This window comes from Phycicoccus sp. Root101 (genome assembly GCF_001426245.1).
In the GTDB taxonomy this organism is placed as follows: domain Bacteria; phylum Actinomycetota; class Actinomycetes; order Actinomycetales; family Dermatophilaceae; genus Pedococcus.
Genome location: NZ_LMCM01000010.1, coordinates 300,342 through 316,012 on the forward strand (window position 1 = coordinate 300,342; position 15,671 = coordinate 316,012).

15 protein-coding genes are annotated in these 15,671 nt (G+C 72.2%); 4 read left to right on the forward strand and 11 right to left on the reverse strand.

The features are described 5' to 3' along the window. Positions 1 to 5 precede the first annotated feature (5 nt). The 10 genes from ASC58_RS18385 to ASC58_RS18430 form a co-directional block, all read right to left on the reverse strand. On the reverse strand, positions 6 to 920 hold the full coding sequence (locus ASC58_RS18385) for an alpha/beta fold hydrolase (protein WP_056920300.1): 915 nt from the start codon (positions 918 to 920) through the stop codon (positions 6 to 8). A gap of 28 nt (positions 921 to 948) precedes the next feature. Then, entirely contained in the window at positions 949 to 1,350 is a 402-nt protein-coding gene (locus tag ASC58_RS18390; RefSeq protein ID WP_056920301.1) for a phage holin family protein, read from the reverse strand. A gap of 52 nt (positions 1,351 to 1,402) precedes the next feature. Then, positions 1,403 to 2,755 (reverse strand): Na+/H+ antiporter NhaA, encoded by a 1,353-nt coding sequence (gene nhaA, locus ASC58_RS18395; protein WP_056920302.1) that lies wholly within the window; start codon positions 2,753 to 2,755, stop codon positions 1,403 to 1,405. A gap of 124 nt (positions 2,756 to 2,879) precedes the next feature. Then, entirely contained in the window at positions 2,880 to 3,443 is a 564-nt protein-coding gene (locus ASC58_RS18400; RefSeq protein WP_056920303.1) for an NADPH-dependent FMN reductase, read from the reverse strand. Positions 3,444 to 3,585: 142 nt separating this feature from the next. Beyond that, a complete protein-coding gene (locus tag ASC58_RS18405) occupies positions 3,586 to 4,005 on the reverse strand; it encodes a thioesterase family protein (protein WP_200947868.1) in 420 nt (139 codons plus the stop codon). Beyond that, the gene (locus ASC58_RS18410) at positions 4,002 to 6,443 is read right to left on the reverse strand and encodes a bifunctional salicylyl-CoA 5-hydroxylase/oxidoreductase (RefSeq protein WP_056915762.1); all 2,442 of its coding nucleotides are present in this window, start codon (positions 6,441 to 6,443) and stop codon (positions 4,002 to 4,004) included. The genes ASC58_RS18405 and ASC58_RS18410 overlap by 4 nt, the downstream gene beginning before the upstream one ends. Continuing rightward, entirely contained in the window at positions 6,440 to 8,116 is a 1,677-nt protein-coding gene (locus tag ASC58_RS18415) for an AMP-binding protein (RefSeq protein WP_056920304.1), read from the reverse strand. Before ASC58_RS18415 ends, ASC58_RS18410 begins: the two co-directional genes overlap by 4 nt. After that, the gene (locus ASC58_RS18420; protein WP_235529310.1) at positions 8,116 to 9,075 is read right to left on the reverse strand and encodes an acyl-CoA thioesterase II; all 960 of its coding nucleotides are present in this window, start codon (positions 9,073 to 9,075) and stop codon (positions 8,116 to 8,118) included. Before ASC58_RS18420 ends, ASC58_RS18415 begins: the two co-directional genes overlap by 1 nt. After that, entirely contained in the window at positions 9,072 to 9,557 is a 486-nt protein-coding gene (locus ASC58_RS18425; protein WP_056915760.1) for a cupin domain-containing protein, read from the reverse strand. Before ASC58_RS18425 ends, ASC58_RS18420 begins: the two co-directional genes overlap by 4 nt. Before the next feature lie 78 nt (positions 9,558 to 9,635). After that, positions 9,636 to 10,511 carry a fumarylacetoacetate hydrolase family protein gene (locus ASC58_RS18430; RefSeq protein WP_056920305.1) on the reverse strand — a complete coding sequence of 292 codons (876 nt, stop codon included), beginning with the start codon at positions 10,509 to 10,511 and terminating at the stop codon, positions 9,636 to 9,638. Between the two features lie 125 nt (positions 10,512 to 10,636). On the opposite strand from ASC58_RS18430, the gene ASC58_RS18435 reads away from it, so the two are divergent. Next, positions 10,637 to 11,068 carry a RidA family protein gene (locus tag ASC58_RS18435; protein ID WP_056920443.1) on the forward strand — a complete coding sequence of 144 codons (432 nt, stop codon included), beginning with the start codon at positions 10,637 to 10,639 and terminating at the stop codon, positions 11,066 to 11,068. On the opposite strand, the gene ASC58_RS18440 is transcribed toward ASC58_RS18435, so the two are convergent. Next, positions 11,034 to 11,891, reverse strand: a complete 858-nt coding sequence (locus tag ASC58_RS18440; protein ID WP_056920306.1) for a PaaX family transcriptional regulator C-terminal domain-containing protein — start codon at positions 11,889 to 11,891, stop codon at positions 11,034 to 11,036. The two genes, ASC58_RS18435 and ASC58_RS18440, sit on opposite strands and share 35 nt — an antisense overlap. Positions 11,892 to 12,044: 153 nt before the next feature. On the opposite strand from ASC58_RS18440, the gene ASC58_RS18445 reads away from it, so the two are divergent. The 3 genes from ASC58_RS18445 (at position 12,045) to ASC58_RS18455 (ending at position 15,441) form a co-directional block, all read left to right on the forward strand. Further along, on the forward strand, positions 12,045 to 13,535 hold the full coding sequence (locus ASC58_RS18445; RefSeq protein ID WP_082553445.1) for an NAD-dependent malic enzyme: 1,491 nt from the start codon (positions 12,045 to 12,047) through the stop codon (positions 13,533 to 13,535). Then, positions 13,532 to 14,785, forward strand: a complete 1,254-nt coding sequence (locus ASC58_RS18450; RefSeq protein ID WP_056920307.1) for an aldolase/citrate lyase family protein — start codon at positions 13,532 to 13,534, stop codon at positions 14,783 to 14,785. The genes ASC58_RS18445 and ASC58_RS18450 overlap by 4 nt, the downstream gene beginning before the upstream one ends. A gap of 146 nt (positions 14,786 to 14,931) precedes the next feature. Then, positions 14,932 to 15,441 (forward strand): helix-turn-helix domain-containing protein, encoded by a 510-nt coding sequence (locus ASC58_RS18455; RefSeq protein ID WP_056920308.1) that lies wholly within the window; start codon positions 14,932 to 14,934, stop codon positions 15,439 to 15,441. Positions 15,442 to 15,671: the final 230 nt, after the last annotated feature.

Genomic DNA, 15,671 nt, shown 5'->3' on the forward strand with positions numbered 1-15,671 from the left:
TTCGCTCAGGCGGGGAGGCCGTCGAGCCAGCGGACGAGGTGGTCGCTCACCACGTCCGGCGCCTCCTCGGGGAGGAAGTGCCCCGCGCCCGGCACCAGGGCACGCTCGTAGGGGCCCGTGCAGTACGCCTGGGAGCCGCCGGCGGTCGCCCGGAGCACCGCGCCGTCGCGCTCACCGTGCAGCTGCAGCACCGGCACCGTGATCGGCTTCTTCATGGTCGCGGCGAACCGCCAGCCGTCGGGACGGGCCTGGCTGCGCACCAGCCAGCGGTAGTACTCGGCGGCGGAGTGGGCGACGAACGGCAGGGCCATCGCGTCGGCGTAGACCTTGGCCTCCTCCGGCGAGGGCCAGATGCCCTCGGGCGAGGCCCACTGGCGCAGCAGCCGCTGCACGTAACCGCCGTGCACCGTCATCTGCCTTTCGGGCACGAACGGCCGCTGCAGCCCGCCGAGGTAGGCGTTGGCCCTGGCCTGGCGGGGACTGCTGAAGGACGCCTTGCGGAAGACGAGGGGGTGCGGCATCGACAGCGACGCGACCGCCCGCGTCACCGTGGGCTGCAGCACGGGCATGCTCCACGCGATCCAGCCGCCCCAGCCGTGGCCGACGACCGCCGCCCGTGACGCCCCGAGGGACCTCAGGACGCTGGCGACGTCCGTGGCCGAGGTCCGGGTGTCGTACCCCCGCGGGGGCTTGTCCGACGCGCCATACCCGCGCAGGTCCATCGCGCACGCGCGGTAGCCGGCGTCGGCGAGGGCCTGCATCTGGTGCCGCCACGCCCACCAGAACTGCGGGAAGCCGTGCAGGAGCAGTACGACCGGTCCCTCGCCCTGCTCGGCGACGTGGAAGCGCGCACCGTTGGCCGCGACGAAGCGGTGCTCCCACGGCCCGTCGATCAGGGCCATCGAGGCATCGGGAGTCATGCGGGGAGTATGCCGTGCGGCCGGGTCCTCAGTCGCTGGACTTGAGGGCCTGGACCGTCTCCTGGGCGTTCTTGATGGTGCGCTCGGGCTTGCCGTTGATGTTGGCGATGTTCCGCTTGCCGACCAGCGCCAGCACGGCGGCGACGGCGAAGAGCAGCCCGGTGGTGATGAGGTAGCCGGCCCACTCGGGCAGCCAGATGTCGAGCACGGCCACGATCGTGTGGAACAGGAAGATCAGGCCCAGCAGGCCGACGAAGGCCGCCGCCCCGAACATCGCGGCGCTCTTGCCCGCGGTCTTGGCCTCGGTGGTGATCTCCGCCTTCGCGAGGGCGATCTCGCTGCGGACGATCGTGGACATGTCGTGGGTGGCGTCGGCCACCAGCTGTCCGAGCGTGCGCTCGGGGCTTCCCTGGGTGGACTGGGTGGCCATAGGTGCCCTCACCTCTGCTTCCGTGGCTGCCGGGGGTTCCGGCGCCCCAACCCTAACCGCGTGGGCGGCCCGTCACATCCGCGCCCGCGTCCCTGCCCTGGAACGCGTCGGGGATGCCGTCGCCGTCGTCGTCCCGGGACTCCAGCTCCTCGAGCCGCCGATACACCCGGTTGCGGGCCCTCAGCACGCCGGTCGCGAGCACGGCCGCGAGGAGCGACCCGGCGAGGACCCCGAGCTTGACGTGCTCGTCGCGGGGGCTGCCGGCGCCGAAGGCGAGCTCGCCCACGAGCAGCGACACGGTGAAGCCGATGCCGGCGAGCAGGGACAGGCCGACGACGTCCCACCAGGCGAGGTCGTCGTCGAGCTCGGCCCGGGTGAAGCGGGCGAACGCCCACGTCCCGCCGAAGACACCGACGAGCTTGCCCAGCACCAGCCCCAGCACCACGGCGAGCGCGGCCTCGTCGGCGAGCGTGTCGCCGAACCCGCCTCCGACCACCCGGACCCCGGCGGCGAAGAACGCGAACACCGGGACGGCGACCCCGGCCGACAGGGGCCGCAGCCGGTGCTCGAACCGCTGGGCCACGTCGACGTCCGCGTCGAGGGTGCTGAGCCGGGGCACCGAGGCACGCGGTCGCACCGGCACGACCAGGCCGAGCAGGACGCCGGCGACGGTGGCGTGGATCCCCGAGGCGTGCACCAGGCCCCACGTGGCGAGCGCGAGCGGGAGGAGCAGCCACCACCGGGCGATCCGACGCTGCGTCAGCCACGCGAACCCGGCCAGCGGCAGCAGGGCGAGGCCGAGCAGCGCGAGGTCGAGGCTCTCGGTGTAGAAGATGGCGATGATCGTGATGGCGACGAGGTCGTCGACCACGGCAAGGGTCAGCAGGAAGCTGCGCAGGGCCGAGGGCAGGTGCGTCCCGATGACCGCGAGGACGGCCAGGGCGAACGCGATGTCGGTGGCCGTCGGGATCGCCCAGCCGCGGAGGGCGTCGCCGTCGGCGCCCAGGAAGGTGACGGTCACCGCATACACGACTGCGGGGAGTGCGACGCCGCACAGCGCGGCGGCGACGGGCAGGGCCGCCTTCGCGGGGGTGCGCAGCTCGCCGACGAGGAACTCGCGCTTGAGCTCGAGCCCGGCGACGAAGAAGAAGATCGCGAGCAGGCCGTCGGCCGCCCACTGGCCGAGGGTGAGGTCGAGGTGCAGCACGTGCGGGCCGACCGTGAGGTCACGCAACGACGAGTAGGCCTCGAACCACGGGGAGTTCGCCCAGACGAGAGAGGCCACGGCAGCGGCGAGCAGGAGGGCGCCGCCGACGGTCTCGGTGCGCAGCGCGGCCGCGACGTGCTGCGCCTCGTGCCACGTGGTGCGGGCGAAGAGTCGGGGACGCAGGGGGTTCAGGCTCACGAAGGGCCTTTCGGGGTCGTCGGCAACGTCAAGACGCTGCCCACGAGCGCGGCAGCGACGCCGACCAGACTTCCCGGCTCACCACGTCAAGGGTATCGGGAGCGGCCGGCAGGGGCTGCGGCGTTCAGCTCGCGGACCGCGCGCCTGCGACCAGCTCGGCGAGCATCGCGCCGAGCGCCGCCTGCGCCGTGTCGTCCGCCCCGACCTCGCCCTCCTGGGTGAGGGTCTGCCCGAAGGAGAGCCCGGGTCCGTCGACGACCGTCATCTTCACGCGCTCGAGCGTCTGGCGCAGCGCCGACTTCGCGTACGACGCACCGTGCCAGCCGTACCCGACCAGACCGGCGGGCAGCCCCTCCCACTCGGCGTAGAGGTAGTCGATCGCGTTCTTCAGGGCCGCGTTGTAGCCGCGGTTGTACTCCGGCATGACGAGGACCAGGGCATCGGTCGCCGACATGGCCGCGGACCAGCGGCGGGTGTGGTCGTGCGTGTAGTTGCCGTCGGCGGGCTGCCCCGGCTCGTCGAGGAACGGCAGGGCGATCTCACGCAGGTCGTGGACCGTCACCTCGACCGGGCGCCCGTCCGGTGCGGTGAGGCCGTCGAGCGCCTCGACCACCCAGGCGGCGACGTGGTGCCCGATGCGGGTCGGACGGGTGCTGGCGATGACGACGGACACGCGGACGGGAGCCATGCCGGAAGCCTAGGGCCGGCCCTCCCGGCTCCCCCTCCTCGTTCGCCCCTCCTTCTCTCCGCGCTTTGGGTGCCTGGACGGTCGGGAATCCGACCGTCCAGGCACCCAAAGCGGCAAGGGAGAGCCGGGGGTCGGGGTTGCCTCAACCGCGCAGACGCTGCACCCAGTCGGTGGGCCAGGGCGCGCTCGTCGGCCGCCCGGGCCCGGTGCGGTCGAGGTGGACCGTGACGTAGCGCCCCTTGGCCGCCAGGACCCGTTCGGCGCCCTCGAAGGCCTCGCCCCAGACCTCGAACGAGAACGTCATCGACGACGTGCCGAGCTCGGTGACCGCCACCGTCGTCGTCACCTCCTGCCCGAAGAACAGCGGGGCCTCGAAGTCGGCCTCGAACCGGACTCGAGGGGCGACCGGGAAGTAGCCGTCCAGGCCGCGCTCGCGCACCAGCGCGGCCTCGGTGGCCTCGACCAGCCTGGTGACCGTGCTGTTGTGGTAGATCCCGGCGGCGTCGGTGTCGATCCACTCGATGCGGGCTCGCTGCGTCGCGCTGGCGATGGGTTCCGTCACGCCGACACGGTCTCAGGCGCAGGCGTCCCCGTCGTGGACGGGCGCCAGCGCAGGTGGACGTCCTGTGCCTCGCCGTCACGCAGGAGGGCCAGCCGCGGCGGGACCTTGTCGGTGCGCGAGGTCGGGGGACGGCGACGACCGGCGACCCACTGCACCGGCCACTGCGCCCCCGGGCCGGTGTGCTCCTGCTCGGCGGCGGCGTGCAGCGTCCACATCGGGTCGTAGAGGTGGGTGCGGCCCAGGGCGCAGAGGTCGGCGCGCCCCGCGAGCAGGATCGAGTTGACGTCGTCGTGCGACGAGATCGCGCCCACCGCGATGACCGCGACCCCCGCCGGCCGGGCGACCTCGTGGCGGATCCGGTCGGCGAACGGCGTCTGGTACGACCGGCCGAACGCCGGCTTCTCGTCCTTGCTCACCTGGCCCGAGGACACGTCGATCGCGGCCGCGCCGTGCTCGATGAAGGCCCGGGCGATCTCGACGGCGTCGTGCTCGGTGTTGCCGTCCGGCATCCAGTCCGTGGCGGAGATGCGGACGGTGACCGGCACGCCGTCCGGCACGGCTCCGTGCACGGCGTCGAACACCTCGAGGGGGAAGCGGAGCCGGTTCTCCAGCGAGCCGCCGTACTCGTCGGTGCGGACGTTGGAGATCGGTGACAGGAAGGACGACAGCAGGTAGCCGTGCGCGGCGTGCACCTCGACGAGGTCGAACCCCGCCTCGATGCCACGACGGGCGGCGTCGCGGAAGTCGTCGACGACGCTGTTCATGTCGGCGCGGGTCATCTCGCGGGGGACGTGGCAGCCCTCGCCGTAGGGGAGCGCCGAGGGCCCGACGACCTCCCAGTTGTCCTCGGCGAGCGGCTCGTCCATGCCCTCCCACATGAGCCTGGTCGAACCCTTGCGCCCCGAGTGGCCCAGCTGCAGCCCGATCCGGCCGGTGCTGTGGCCGTGCACGAAGCTCGTCACGCGCGCCCAGGCGTCGCGCTGCTCGTCGTTCCACAGACCGGGGCACCCCGGTGTGATCCGGCCCTCGGGCGAGACGCAGACCATCTCCGACATGACGAGGCCGGCGCCGCCGAGGGCCTTGGAGCCCAGGTGCACGAGGTGGAACTCGCCGGGCACGCCGTCGACGGCGGAGTACATGTCCATCGGGGACAGCACGATCCGGTTCTTGAGCTCCAGCGCGCCGATCCGCGTGGGCTGGAACATCGCGGGCGCCGACTCGTCGACCTCGCCGGCGACCGGGCCGCCAGGGCCGTGGGTCGCACCTGCGCCCGCACCCACCTGCCGCGCGAACGCGCCCTGGATGCGTGCGGCGAACTCGGTGTCGCGGTCCTTGAGGTTCTCGAAGGTGATCCGGCGCGAGCGGGTCAGCAGGTTGAAGACGAACTCGTCGGGGTCCTGGTCCGCGTACATGCCGATGTTCTCGAACCACTCGAGGCTGGCCTGCGCCGCACGCTGGGTCGACTCGACGACCGGCTTGCGCTCCTCCTGGTATGCCGCGAGAGCCGCCCCGACCGTGGGGTGCTCGTGCAGGCAGGCGGCGAGCGCCAGGGCGTCCTCCATGGCGAGCTTGGTGCCCGACCCGATGGAGAAGTGGGCCGTGTGTGCCGCGTCGCCGAGCAGGACGACGTTGCCGTCGTGCCACCGCTCGTTGCGGACCGTCGTGAAGCTCAGCCACTTGGAGTTGTTCGTCAGGATGTGGTGACCACCGAGGTCGTCGGCGAAGAGCTCGGCGACCCGCTCCACGGCATACTCGTCGGACACCCCGGGAGGGAACACCTCGCCCTCGGTGCGGTCGAGGCCGGCCCGGCGCCAGACGTCCTCGTGCATCTCGACGATGAACGTCGAACCCTTGTCGGAGTACGGGTAGCCGTGGATCTGCATGGTCCCGAACTCGGTGTTCCGGACGATGAACTGGAAGGCCTCGAAGACCAGGTCGGTGCCGAACCAGATGTACTTGTTGTGGCGGCGGTCGAGGCTGGGGCCGAACACTTCGGCATACCGGGTCCGCACGGCCGAGTTGAGGCCGTCGGAGGCGACGACGAGGTCGTACTCCGCGCGCAGCTCGTCCGTGTCGGGGGCGTCGGTCCGGTAGTGGACCTCCACACCGAGCTCGGCCACCCGGGCCTGGAGGATGCGCAGCAGCTCCTTGCGGCTCATCGCCGCGAACCCCTGGCCGCCGATGGTCGACGAACGCCCGTCGATGGCGACGTCGATGTCGGTCCACCGGGCGAACTGCTGCTCCATCGCGCCGTAGATCACGGTGTCGGCGCTCTCGATCCCGCCGAGCGTCTCGTCGGAGAACACCACCCCGAACCCGAAGGTGTCGTCGGGGGCGTTGCGCTCCCAGACGGTCACCTCGTGCCCGGCGTCGAGCTGCTTCATCAGCGCGGCGAGGTACAGGCCTCCCGGCCCCCCGCCCACGATCGCGATCCTCATGAGGTCTCCTGCTCGGTGCGGACGGTCAGGTCGCGCAGCTTGAAGTGCTGGAGCTTGCCGCTGGTGTTGCGCGGCAGCTGGTCGACGAAGCGCACGCGGCGCGGGTACTTGTAGGGGGCCAGCGTCGCCTTGACGTGGTCCTGGATCTCGCGGGCCTTGGCGTCGTCGCCGACGACGCCCTCGCGCAGGACGACGAACGCGCTCACGACCGATCCGCGTTCGGCGTCGGGTTCTCCCACGACGCCGGCCTCGACCACGTCGGGGTGTGCGTCGATCGCGGCCTCCACCTCGGGTGCGCCGATGTTGTAGCCCGAGGACACGATCATGCTGTCGGTGCGGGCACGGTAGATGAAGTAGCCGTCCTCGTCCTGCACGAAGGTGTCGCCGGTGACGTTCCAGCCGTCGACGACGTACCCGAGCTGCCGGTCGTCGTCGAGGTAGCGGCAGCCCACCGGCCCGATGACGGCGAGCCGGCCCTCGGTACCGGGGGCGACGGGTCGGTCGTCGGGTCCGAGGATGGTGGCGCGGTAGCCGGGGACCGGCTTGCCCGTGCTGCCGGGGCGGATGTCGTCGCCGGCCGCGGAGATGAAGATGTGCAGCATCTCGGTGGCACCGATGCCGTCGACGATCGCCAGCCCGAGCTCGGAGCGGATCTGCTCCCAGACCTCCTGCGGGATGTGCTCGCCGGCGCTGACCGCCGTCCGCAGCCCGGCCAGCCTGGGCAGGTGGCCGGCCTTGATGATCTGCTTGTATGCCGTGGGGGCCGTGGCGAGGACGGTCACCCCGTGCTCCTGCACCAGCTCCGCGAGCTGGGCGGGCGTCGCCTGCTCGGTGACCAGCGCGCAGGCACCGGCCCGCAGCGTGAACACGACGAGCATGCCGAGGCCGAAGGTGAAGGCGAAGGGTGCGGTGCAGGCGACGACGTCGTCCTCGGTGAGGCGCAGGACGTGCCGGCCGAAGGTGTTGTCGATCGAGAGCACGTCGCGGTGGAAGTGCGTGGTGATCTTGGGGACCCCGGTGCTGCCCGAGGTCGGCCCGAACAGGGCGACGTCGTCGGCGGCCGTGTCGACGGCGGTGAACTCCCCGGACTTCGCAGTCACGCGTCGGGTGAGGTCCTCGTCGGTGTCGCCCCCGAAGGGGACCACGACCAGCTCGGGGGCGACCGTCTGACGAACCGTCTCGACGTCCTCGGTGAACCGGTGGTCGACGAGCGCGATGCCGGGCCGGGTCTTCTCGACGATCGGGCCGAGCTCGCGGGCCCGCAGCGCCGCCATCGTGGTGACGACGACCCCGCCGGCCTTGAGGACGCCCAGCCACGCAGCCACCGTCCACGGGTTGTTGGGCGAGCGCAGGAGGACCCGGTTGCCGGGCACCAGCCCGAGGTCGTCGATCAGCACCGCGGCGACCTGGTTGACCGTGCGCTGCAGCTCGCCGTAGCTCCAGACGGTCCCGTCGGGGGAGCGCAGGGCGGGCCGGTCCGGGCCGTGCTCGGCGATGGTGGCGTCGAGCAGCTCCACGGCGGCGTTGACCCGCTCGGGGTACTGCAGGTCCGGTGTCGTGAACTCCAGCACCGGCCACTGGTCCGCGGGCGGGAGGTGGTCACGCGCGAAGGTATCGGTGTACCCGCTCGGCGAGAGGGCGGCGGGGGCGGGGGTGCTCGGAGTGGGCGACATCAGTGACCTCCCGGGGTGGCGCGGATCATGCCTTCCTGGACGACGGTCGCGAGGTGCTCGCCGTCGGGGGTGAAGAAGCGGCCGAGGCCGACACCGCGACCGGAGTCGGCGGCCACCGCCTCCTGCGCGTAGAGCAGCCAGCCGTCGAGCACGCCGGGCCCGGGTGCGCGGTGGAACCACATGGCGTGGTCGAGGCTCGCGGTCACGAGACCCGGCTGCGCCCACGGGAGGCCGAGGACCCGCAGCACCGGCTCGAGGATCGTGTAGTCGCACACGTAGGCGAGGGCGGCGAGGTCGCGCTGGGCGTCGGTGAGTCCCTCGACCGGACGCAACGCGTCGAACGGCTTGACCCACAACGCCTGGTGGGGCGTGCTGCCCCCGTCCACCTCGAGGTAGACCGGCCCCGGCACGTGCCGCATGTCGAAGCTGCGGCCGCCCGACCAGTACGCCTTGGACTCCTCCGTCATCGTCGAGTCCCCTCCCGGCGCCCGGTCCGCGAGGTATGCCGCGGTGCTGGGCAGCGTGTCGGGTGCGGGGACGCCGGGGGCCGGCTGCGCGGCATACGAACCTCCGTGCTCGCCGGCGGCGAAGCTGGCGAGGCAGGTGTAGGCGGCCTTGCCGTTCTGGAAGGCGCGGACCTGGCGGGTGGCGTAACCGCGCCCGTCGCGCAGCACCTCGACCTCGTAGGTGACCGGTGCGCCGATGTCGACCGGGCGCATGAAGTACGAGTGCATCGAGTGCATGGTCTTGCCGTCGGTCACGGTCAGCATCGCCGCGGCCGCCGCCTGGGCGACCATGTCGCCGCCGTACGCCTTGGGCCACGGGCACGGCTGCGTCGTCGCGGTGTAGGCGGCGTCGAAATGCTGCGCGGCGACAGGAACCAGCTCCAGCGCGCGAGTGAGGATCTCGGACGTCGGGGCGGGGTCCGGCTCGGAGCCCACGGGGCCTGCGGTCGTCACGGGCGGTCCACCCAGTGGCGCAGGTCGGTGTCGGCGACCTGGTCGAGGTTGACGACGATGTTCTCCGGGGTGCGGGTCGTCATCCAGGTCAGGGGGTTGTTGCGGTCGAGGTTGCACTCGACGTGCGGCATGAACGGCGGCACGAACACCCAGTCGCCCTCGGCCATGTCGAGGTAGTCCTCGAAGCGCTCGCCGAAGTAGATGCGGGCCCGGCCGGACAGGACGTAGCCGCCGGTCTCCGCCTCGCCGTGGTGGTGCGGCACCGAGCGGTAGCCGGCCTCGTTGCTCACCTTGCCGAACCACAGCCGCTGGGCCGGGGTGTGCTGGATGCTCACGCCGGAGATGCGGCTGGCGCCCCCGGACTGACCGGTGTCGCCGACCTCGCTGCCGCCGCGGGTGACCACGGGGACGACCAGGCCCGACTCGTTGGCGTACACCGAGTTGTCTCCCATGAGCTGGTACTTGCTGAAGTCGGGTTCCACGGTGGTCTCCTTCGTCGGGGGCGTGCGGCGGTCGGGTGGTGCGGCAGTCGGGCGGTACGGCGGTCGGGTGCGTCGGGGTCAGGAGGTGCGAGCGGGGAGTCGGATGACGTTGCGCAACAAGCCGATCCGCTCGATCTCGGTCTCGAGGACGTCGCCGTCCGCCAGGAACCGCTTCGGGTCCCGGGCCACGCCGACGCCACCGGGGGTCCCGGTGAGGACGAGGTCGCCGGGACGCATGGTGGTGAACGTCGAGATGTAGGCGAGCAGGTCGGCCGAGTCGAAGACGAGCGTCGCGGTGCTGGCGCGCTGGACCTCCTCACCGTTGACCCGGCACGTGATCGTGAGCCCTGCCACGGGGTCGACCTCGTCAGGGGTCACGACGACCGGACCCGTCGGGGTCGAGTCGTCCCACGCCTTGCCCTGGAACCACTGGAGGGTGCGGTACTGCCAGTCGCGCACGGACACGTCGTTGGCGACGGTCCAGCCGGCGATCGCCGCGGTGGCTGCTGCACGGTTCGCGTGGCGGATCGTCGCGCCGACGACCACGGCCAGCTCGGCCTCCCAGTCGACGTCCGTGCCGGCCAGCAGGGACACGTCGTCGGTCGGCCCGACGAGGCTGTCGGCGTACTTCACGAACAGGGTGGGGTGGCCCGGCAGCTCGCGGCCGGTCTCGCGGATGTGCTCGCCGTAGTTGAGCCCGCAGCAGATGACCTTGGCCGGCCGAGGGAGGGGAGCGACGGGCTCGGCACCCTCGAGCAGGTCGCCGAGCGGTGTCCCGGGACCGAGGGCGCCGCCGGCCGCGAGGAAGGCGGACAGGTCCGCGGTCGGTGAGCCCACGGCATACGCGTCGCCGTCCTCGGGGCGCGACGCCGGGGCGACCAGCGCGCGCCAGCCCTCGGTGGTGAGGGCGGCGGCACGGGTGCCGCCGTCGTGGGCGACGGTACCGAACTTCATATAGCGAGATTTTCACGATCGTCGCCAAACGTCAATAGGTGGGCTACCCTCGGACCGGCACCCTGGACGCCGCCCTGTACGCCGCGCCGGGGTGGCCGACGACCACCCGCGACCCTGGAGGTTCGATGTCCGTCCACCCCTTGTCCCCGGTCCCCGTGAACCCGCCCTCGCTGCCGACGCCGAGCGGGTACTCCCACGGCACGCTGTCCGGCAACACGCTCCACCTCGGCGGACAGACGGCGCTCGACGCGGACATGAAGATCGTCCCCGGGGGGATCGTCGAGCAGTTCCGCCAGGCGTTCTCGAACGTCCTGACGACGCTCGCCGAGGCCGGCGGCGTCCCGGAGGACCTCGTGAGCATCACGATCTACCTCACCGACATCCCCGACTACCAGGCCCACGGCCGGGAGATCGGCCGAGCCTGGCGCGAGCTGGCCGGACCGGTCTACCCCGCGATGGCGGGCATCGGCACCACGGCGCTCTGGCAGCCGGAGGCCCTGATCGAGATCGTCGGCGTCGCGGTCATCCCGGACGAGCGGCTCCGGCCTGCGCGGTGACGAAGTCGTGGGCCGGCCCGGCGAGCATGCGGTGCAGCGCGAAGAACGTCTGGGCAGCGGTCGTGCCCGACCACGAGGCCGGCAGCAGGTCGGTCGGCAGGCCGGGGTCGAGGTAGGGCAGGCGCCGCCACGAGGTGAGCGCGCGGACGTAGTCGGAGAACGCCTCGCCGCCCGGCGGAACCCGGTGCTGCGCCTCCCAGTGCCGTCGCGCCGGCTCGTGGGCCTCGAGGAAGTCGGTGTACAGCTGCTCGAGCGCCTCGAGGTCCCACCACCGCGCGATCTTGGTGGCCGGGTCGCCGAACGCGAGGTACTCCGCCCGGAACAGGTCGACGTAGGGGTCGAGGCCATCGCCGAGCAGCACCTCGCGGGCGTCGTCGGCGAGCCGACCGGGGGCGATCCACACTCCGGAGGACACGGTGCCGAACCCCAGCCAGGACAGCCGCGCCCGCAGCGCGTGCCGCTTCTGCCGCTCGGACTCGGGCACGGAGAAGACGACGACGACCCAGTCGCGCGTGTGCGCCTCTCGTTCGGCGAAGATGCGGCGGTCGCCCACCTCGAGGAGCTGGCGGGCGTACTCCGACAAGGCGTACCCGGCCGCGCCACCCCGGCGCTCGGCCTCGACGATCCCTCGCCGCTTGAGCCGGGACAGGGCCGAGCGCACGGCCTGCTCGTCGACCCCGGCTGCCGCCATGAGCCGGATCAGGGCGCTGACGCTGATCCAGCCGCCGAACTCGCGGACGTACAGACCGAGCACGGTGACGATGAGCGCACGCGGCGGGAGGGGGCCGCGTTCCGCACCCCCGTCGAGCTCGGTCGTCGTCACGAGGGGAATCTATCCGGCCGGGGCAGGGTGGGGTGCGTGCCGCCCCGGCGCGGAGACGGCCGGTGGACAGTCCTTGTCGCCACAGCGGGGCACGCCCTAGTCTTCCGTAGGACAAAAAGATAAATCCGTATCGTGGAAGATCGAGGTCGAGCCATGTCTGCACCGAGTCCGGGCTACTCCATCACCGTGCGCGCCGAGGCGCCTGCGGCCATCGACACGACCGGGACGCTGGCGGCTGCCGTCGCCGCCGCGGGCGGCGCGCTCACCGCGCTCGACGTCGTGGAGTCCCGGGGGCAGAGCCTCGTGGTCGACGTGACCTGCAACGCCTCGGACGCCGACCACGCCGACCGCATCACCGAGCAGATCGCGGCGGTGCCGGGCGTGACCGTGCGCAAGGTCAGCGACCGCACCTTCCTGCTCCACCTCGGCGGCAAGCTCGAGGTCAACCCCAAGGTGCCGCTCAAGCACCGCGACGACCTCTCGCGGGCCTACACGCCGGGCGTCGCCCGGGTCTGCCTCGCCATCGCGGCGAACCCCGAGGACGCCCGCCGGCTGACCATCAAGCGCAACACCGTGGCCGTGGTGACCGACGGTTCGGCGGTCCTCGGGCTCGGCAACATCGGACCCGCAGCAGCCCTGCCGGTCATGGAGGGCAAGGCGGCGCTGTTCAAGCAGTTCGCCGGTGTGGACGCCTGGCCGGTGTGCCTCGACACGCAGGACACCGAGGAGATCATCATGATCGTCAAGGCGATCGCCCCGGTCTACGGCGGTGTGAACCTCGAGGACATCTCGGCGCCGCGCTGCTTCGAGATCGAGCGCCGGCTGCGCGACGAGCTCGACATCCCGGTCTTCCACGACGACCAGCACGGCACCGCCATCGTCGTGATGGCTGCCCTCACCAACGCGCTGCGGGTCGTCGGCAAGTCGCTCACGGACGTCCGCATCGTCGTCTCCGGCGTGGGTGCGGCCGGTCACGCGATCATCCGGCTGCTGCACGCGCAAGGGGCCGAAGACATCATCGGCTGCGACCGGAACGGTGCGCTGGACGCGTCCAGCGGGCACCGCGACGAGTTCCGCGGCTGGATCGCCGACAACACGAACCCCCGCGGTGTCGAGGGCCCGCTCAAGCAGGTGCTCGCCGGTGCCGACGTCTTCATCGGTGTCTCGGCCCCCGACCTCCTCGACGAGGACGACATCGCCACCATGAACGACGGCGCGATCGTGTTCGCCCTGTCTAACCCCGATCCCGAGGTGGACCCGGTCGCCGCGAGCCGGCACGCCGCGGTCGTCGCGACCGGTCGCTCCGACTACGCCAACCAGATCAACAACGTGCTCGCCTTCCCGGGGTTCTTCCGGGGCCTGCTCGACGCGGGCGTCAGCGACATCACCGACGCGATGATGATCGCCGCGGCCACGGCGATCGCCGACTGCGTCCACGCCGACGAGCTCAACGCGAGCTACATCGTCCCGAGCGTCTTCGACCCCGACGTGGCCCCCGCCGTGGCCGCGGCGGTGCGGCACGCGGCAGGGGCGCACGAGCGCCATACCGAACGCTCCTCCTCCCTGGCAGCGGGCCGGACCGCTGACCGCACCACCTCCGACGAGACCAGCTCTCCCGACACGCACGAGGACCCCGCCCGATGACCTTCGACGTCGCCCACCTCTCCGCCGAGCTCGACGCGCACCTGGCCGATGCCGACGACGCGCTCGCGTCCGGCTTCCCCGGGGAGCGCGCCAGCCGCCAGCCCGTCCACACCGTCTACGTCCCGGCCGACCGCTACGACACCGGGCTCGTGAGCCAGTGGGGCAGTGAGGCGCTCGCCACCCTGGACGAGCACGGCGGTGACGACGCCGCGTATGCCGCCGTGCTGGGTGTGCCTGCCGACCTGGCCGGCGAGGTGGTGCCCCGGGTCCGGGCCAAGCTGGCGAGCGAGCCCATCGAGGACCTGCGGGTCGACTTCGAGGACGGGTACGGCAACCGGTCGGACGAGCAGGAGGACGCGGCGGTCGACGCCGCGGCCGCGGCGCTCCGCTCGTCGCTCGCCGCCGGAGGTGCCGCACCGTTCCACGGCATCCGCTTCAAGAGCTTCGAGGCGCCCACGCGGGCCAGGGGGGTGCGGACGCTGGCGAGGTTCGTCGAGGCGGTGGCCGTCGACGGGCGCCTGCCCGACGGGTTCGTCGTGACCCTGCCCAAGGTCACCTCGGTCGACCAGGTCGAGGCGATGGTCGTCGCCTGCGGGCGCCTCGAAGCAGGGTTGGGGCTGGAGTCCGGGGCGATCGGCTTCGAGATCCAGGTCGAGACCCCCCAGTCCATCCTCGGTCCCGACGGCACCGCGCTCGTCGCCCGGATGGTGCACGCCTCGGCCGGGCGCTGCACCGGACTGCACTACGGCACCTACGACTACAGCGCCTCCTGCGGCATCGCGGCGGCGTACCAGTCGATGGAGCACCCGGCGGCCGACCACGCCAAGGCGGTGATGCAGGTGGCCGCAGCCGGGACCGGCGTGCGTCTCTCCGACGGGTCGACGAACCTCCTGCCCGTCGGCGACCGGGACCGCGTGCACGCGGGGTGGGCGCTGCACGCCCGGCTCGTGCGGCGGTCGCTGGAGCGGGGTTACTACCAGGGCTGGGACCTGCACCCCGCCCAGCTCCCGAGCCGGTATGCCGCGACGTACGCCTTCTACCGCGAGGGCCTCCCTGCTGCCGCCGAGCGGCTACGGAACTACGTGGGACAGGTCGACTCGGGGGTCATGGACGAGCCGGCCACCGCGCGGGCCCTGGCCGACTTCGTGGTGCGCGGGCTGGACTGCGGCGCCGTCGACGACGCCGAGGTGCTGGAGCTGACCGGCATCGACCGCGCCCGGATGGACGTCCTGGCCCGCCGCGCGAGGTAGCCGTCGCCCGCGCGACCGATGGGCGGAGACGAAGACGGACGGAGACCGGGACGGACGGGAGCCGTGGTCGGGAGCGGTCAGGACTGGCCGGGCTGGACCGGGGTCGAGACCGGGACGGGATCACGGACCGCGGGTAGGTTGACCGCATGCGCGTCCGGGTGGAGTTCACGACCGAGCCGTTCCACGGTGAGGACGACCAGCTGCCGGCCCACGTCACCGTGTCGGCCGAGGCGCTGCGCGGGGCCGGCCTGACGCCCGACCTCGGGCCCCTCGGCACCTCCGTGGAGGGCGAGGCGGGGATCGTCGTCGATGCCGTCGGCGCTGCCCTCAAGGAGGCGCTGTCGCACGGCGCGACGCGCGTCACCCTCACGGTGAGCGACCTCGACGCCGCGGTCGCACCGCCGGCCACCGGCGTCGCCACCGACCTGTCGGACGGCCTGGCCCGCCTCATCGCGGAGGTCGAGGCCCAGCTCGGCGGCAGCCTCTCCGGGCTGCCGCGGGCGCAGAAGCAGCACGCGGTGCGGTTGCTCGAGGAGCGCGGGGCGTTCGAGATGCGGCGGTCGGCCGAGACGGTCGCGGAGGCGCTCGGGCTGACCCGCTTCACGGTCTACAACTACCTCAACCGGATCCGCGAGACCGACGCCACCGGCGCCTGAACCCGTCGGTCCCCGCCGAGCCACTGAGACACGGGCTCGGCTGGTGGACGTGCTCTGGCGCCGCGAGGAAATTCTCAACAAACTGTTGACGTTGGCGTGGCGCCGTCCTACAGTTCCACTATTCGCAACATTGTTTCCGCATCGTGGAAGCATCATCGGACGCCCACCCTGCGCCCGCGGCAGGACCGGCCACCACCCGCCGGTCACCGCTTGCACCTCCAGGCCCGCCG

Coding starts and splice junctions, on each gene's coding strand:
- ASC58_RS18385 (WP_056920300.1), bottom strand. CDS start 920: ATGACTCCCGATGCCTCGATGGCCCTGATCGACGGGCCGTGGGAGCAC.
- ASC58_RS18390 (WP_056920301.1), bottom strand. CDS start 1,350: ATGGCCACCCAGTCCACCCAGGGAAGCCCCGAGCGCACGCTCGGACAG.
- ASC58_RS18400 (WP_056920303.1), bottom strand. CDS start 3,443: ATGGCTCCCGTCCGCGTGTCCGTCGTCATCGCCAGCACCCGTCCGACC.
- ASC58_RS18410 (WP_056915762.1), bottom strand. CDS start 6,443: ATGAGGATCGCGATCGTGGGCGGGGGGCCGGGAGGCCTGTACCTCGCC.
- ASC58_RS18415 (WP_056920304.1), bottom strand. CDS start 8,116: ATGTCGCCCACTCCGAGCACCCCCGCCCCCGCCGCCCTCTCGCCGAGC.
- ASC58_RS18430 (WP_056920305.1), bottom strand. CDS start 10,511: ATGAAGTTCGGTACCGTCGCCCACGACGGCGGCACCCGTGCCGCCGCC.
- ASC58_RS18435 (WP_056920443.1), top strand. CDS start 10,637: ATGTCCGTCCACCCCTTGTCCCCGGTCCCCGTGAACCCGCCCTCGCTG.
- ASC58_RS18445 (WP_082553445.1), top strand. CDS start 12,045: ATGTCTGCACCGAGTCCGGGCTACTCCATCACCGTGCGCGCCGAGGCG.
- ASC58_RS18450 (WP_056920307.1), top strand. CDS start 13,532: ATGACCTTCGACGTCGCCCACCTCTCCGCCGAGCTCGACGCGCACCTG.
- ASC58_RS18455 (WP_056920308.1), top strand. CDS start 14,932: ATGCGCGTCCGGGTGGAGTTCACGACCGAGCCGTTCCACGGTGAGGAC.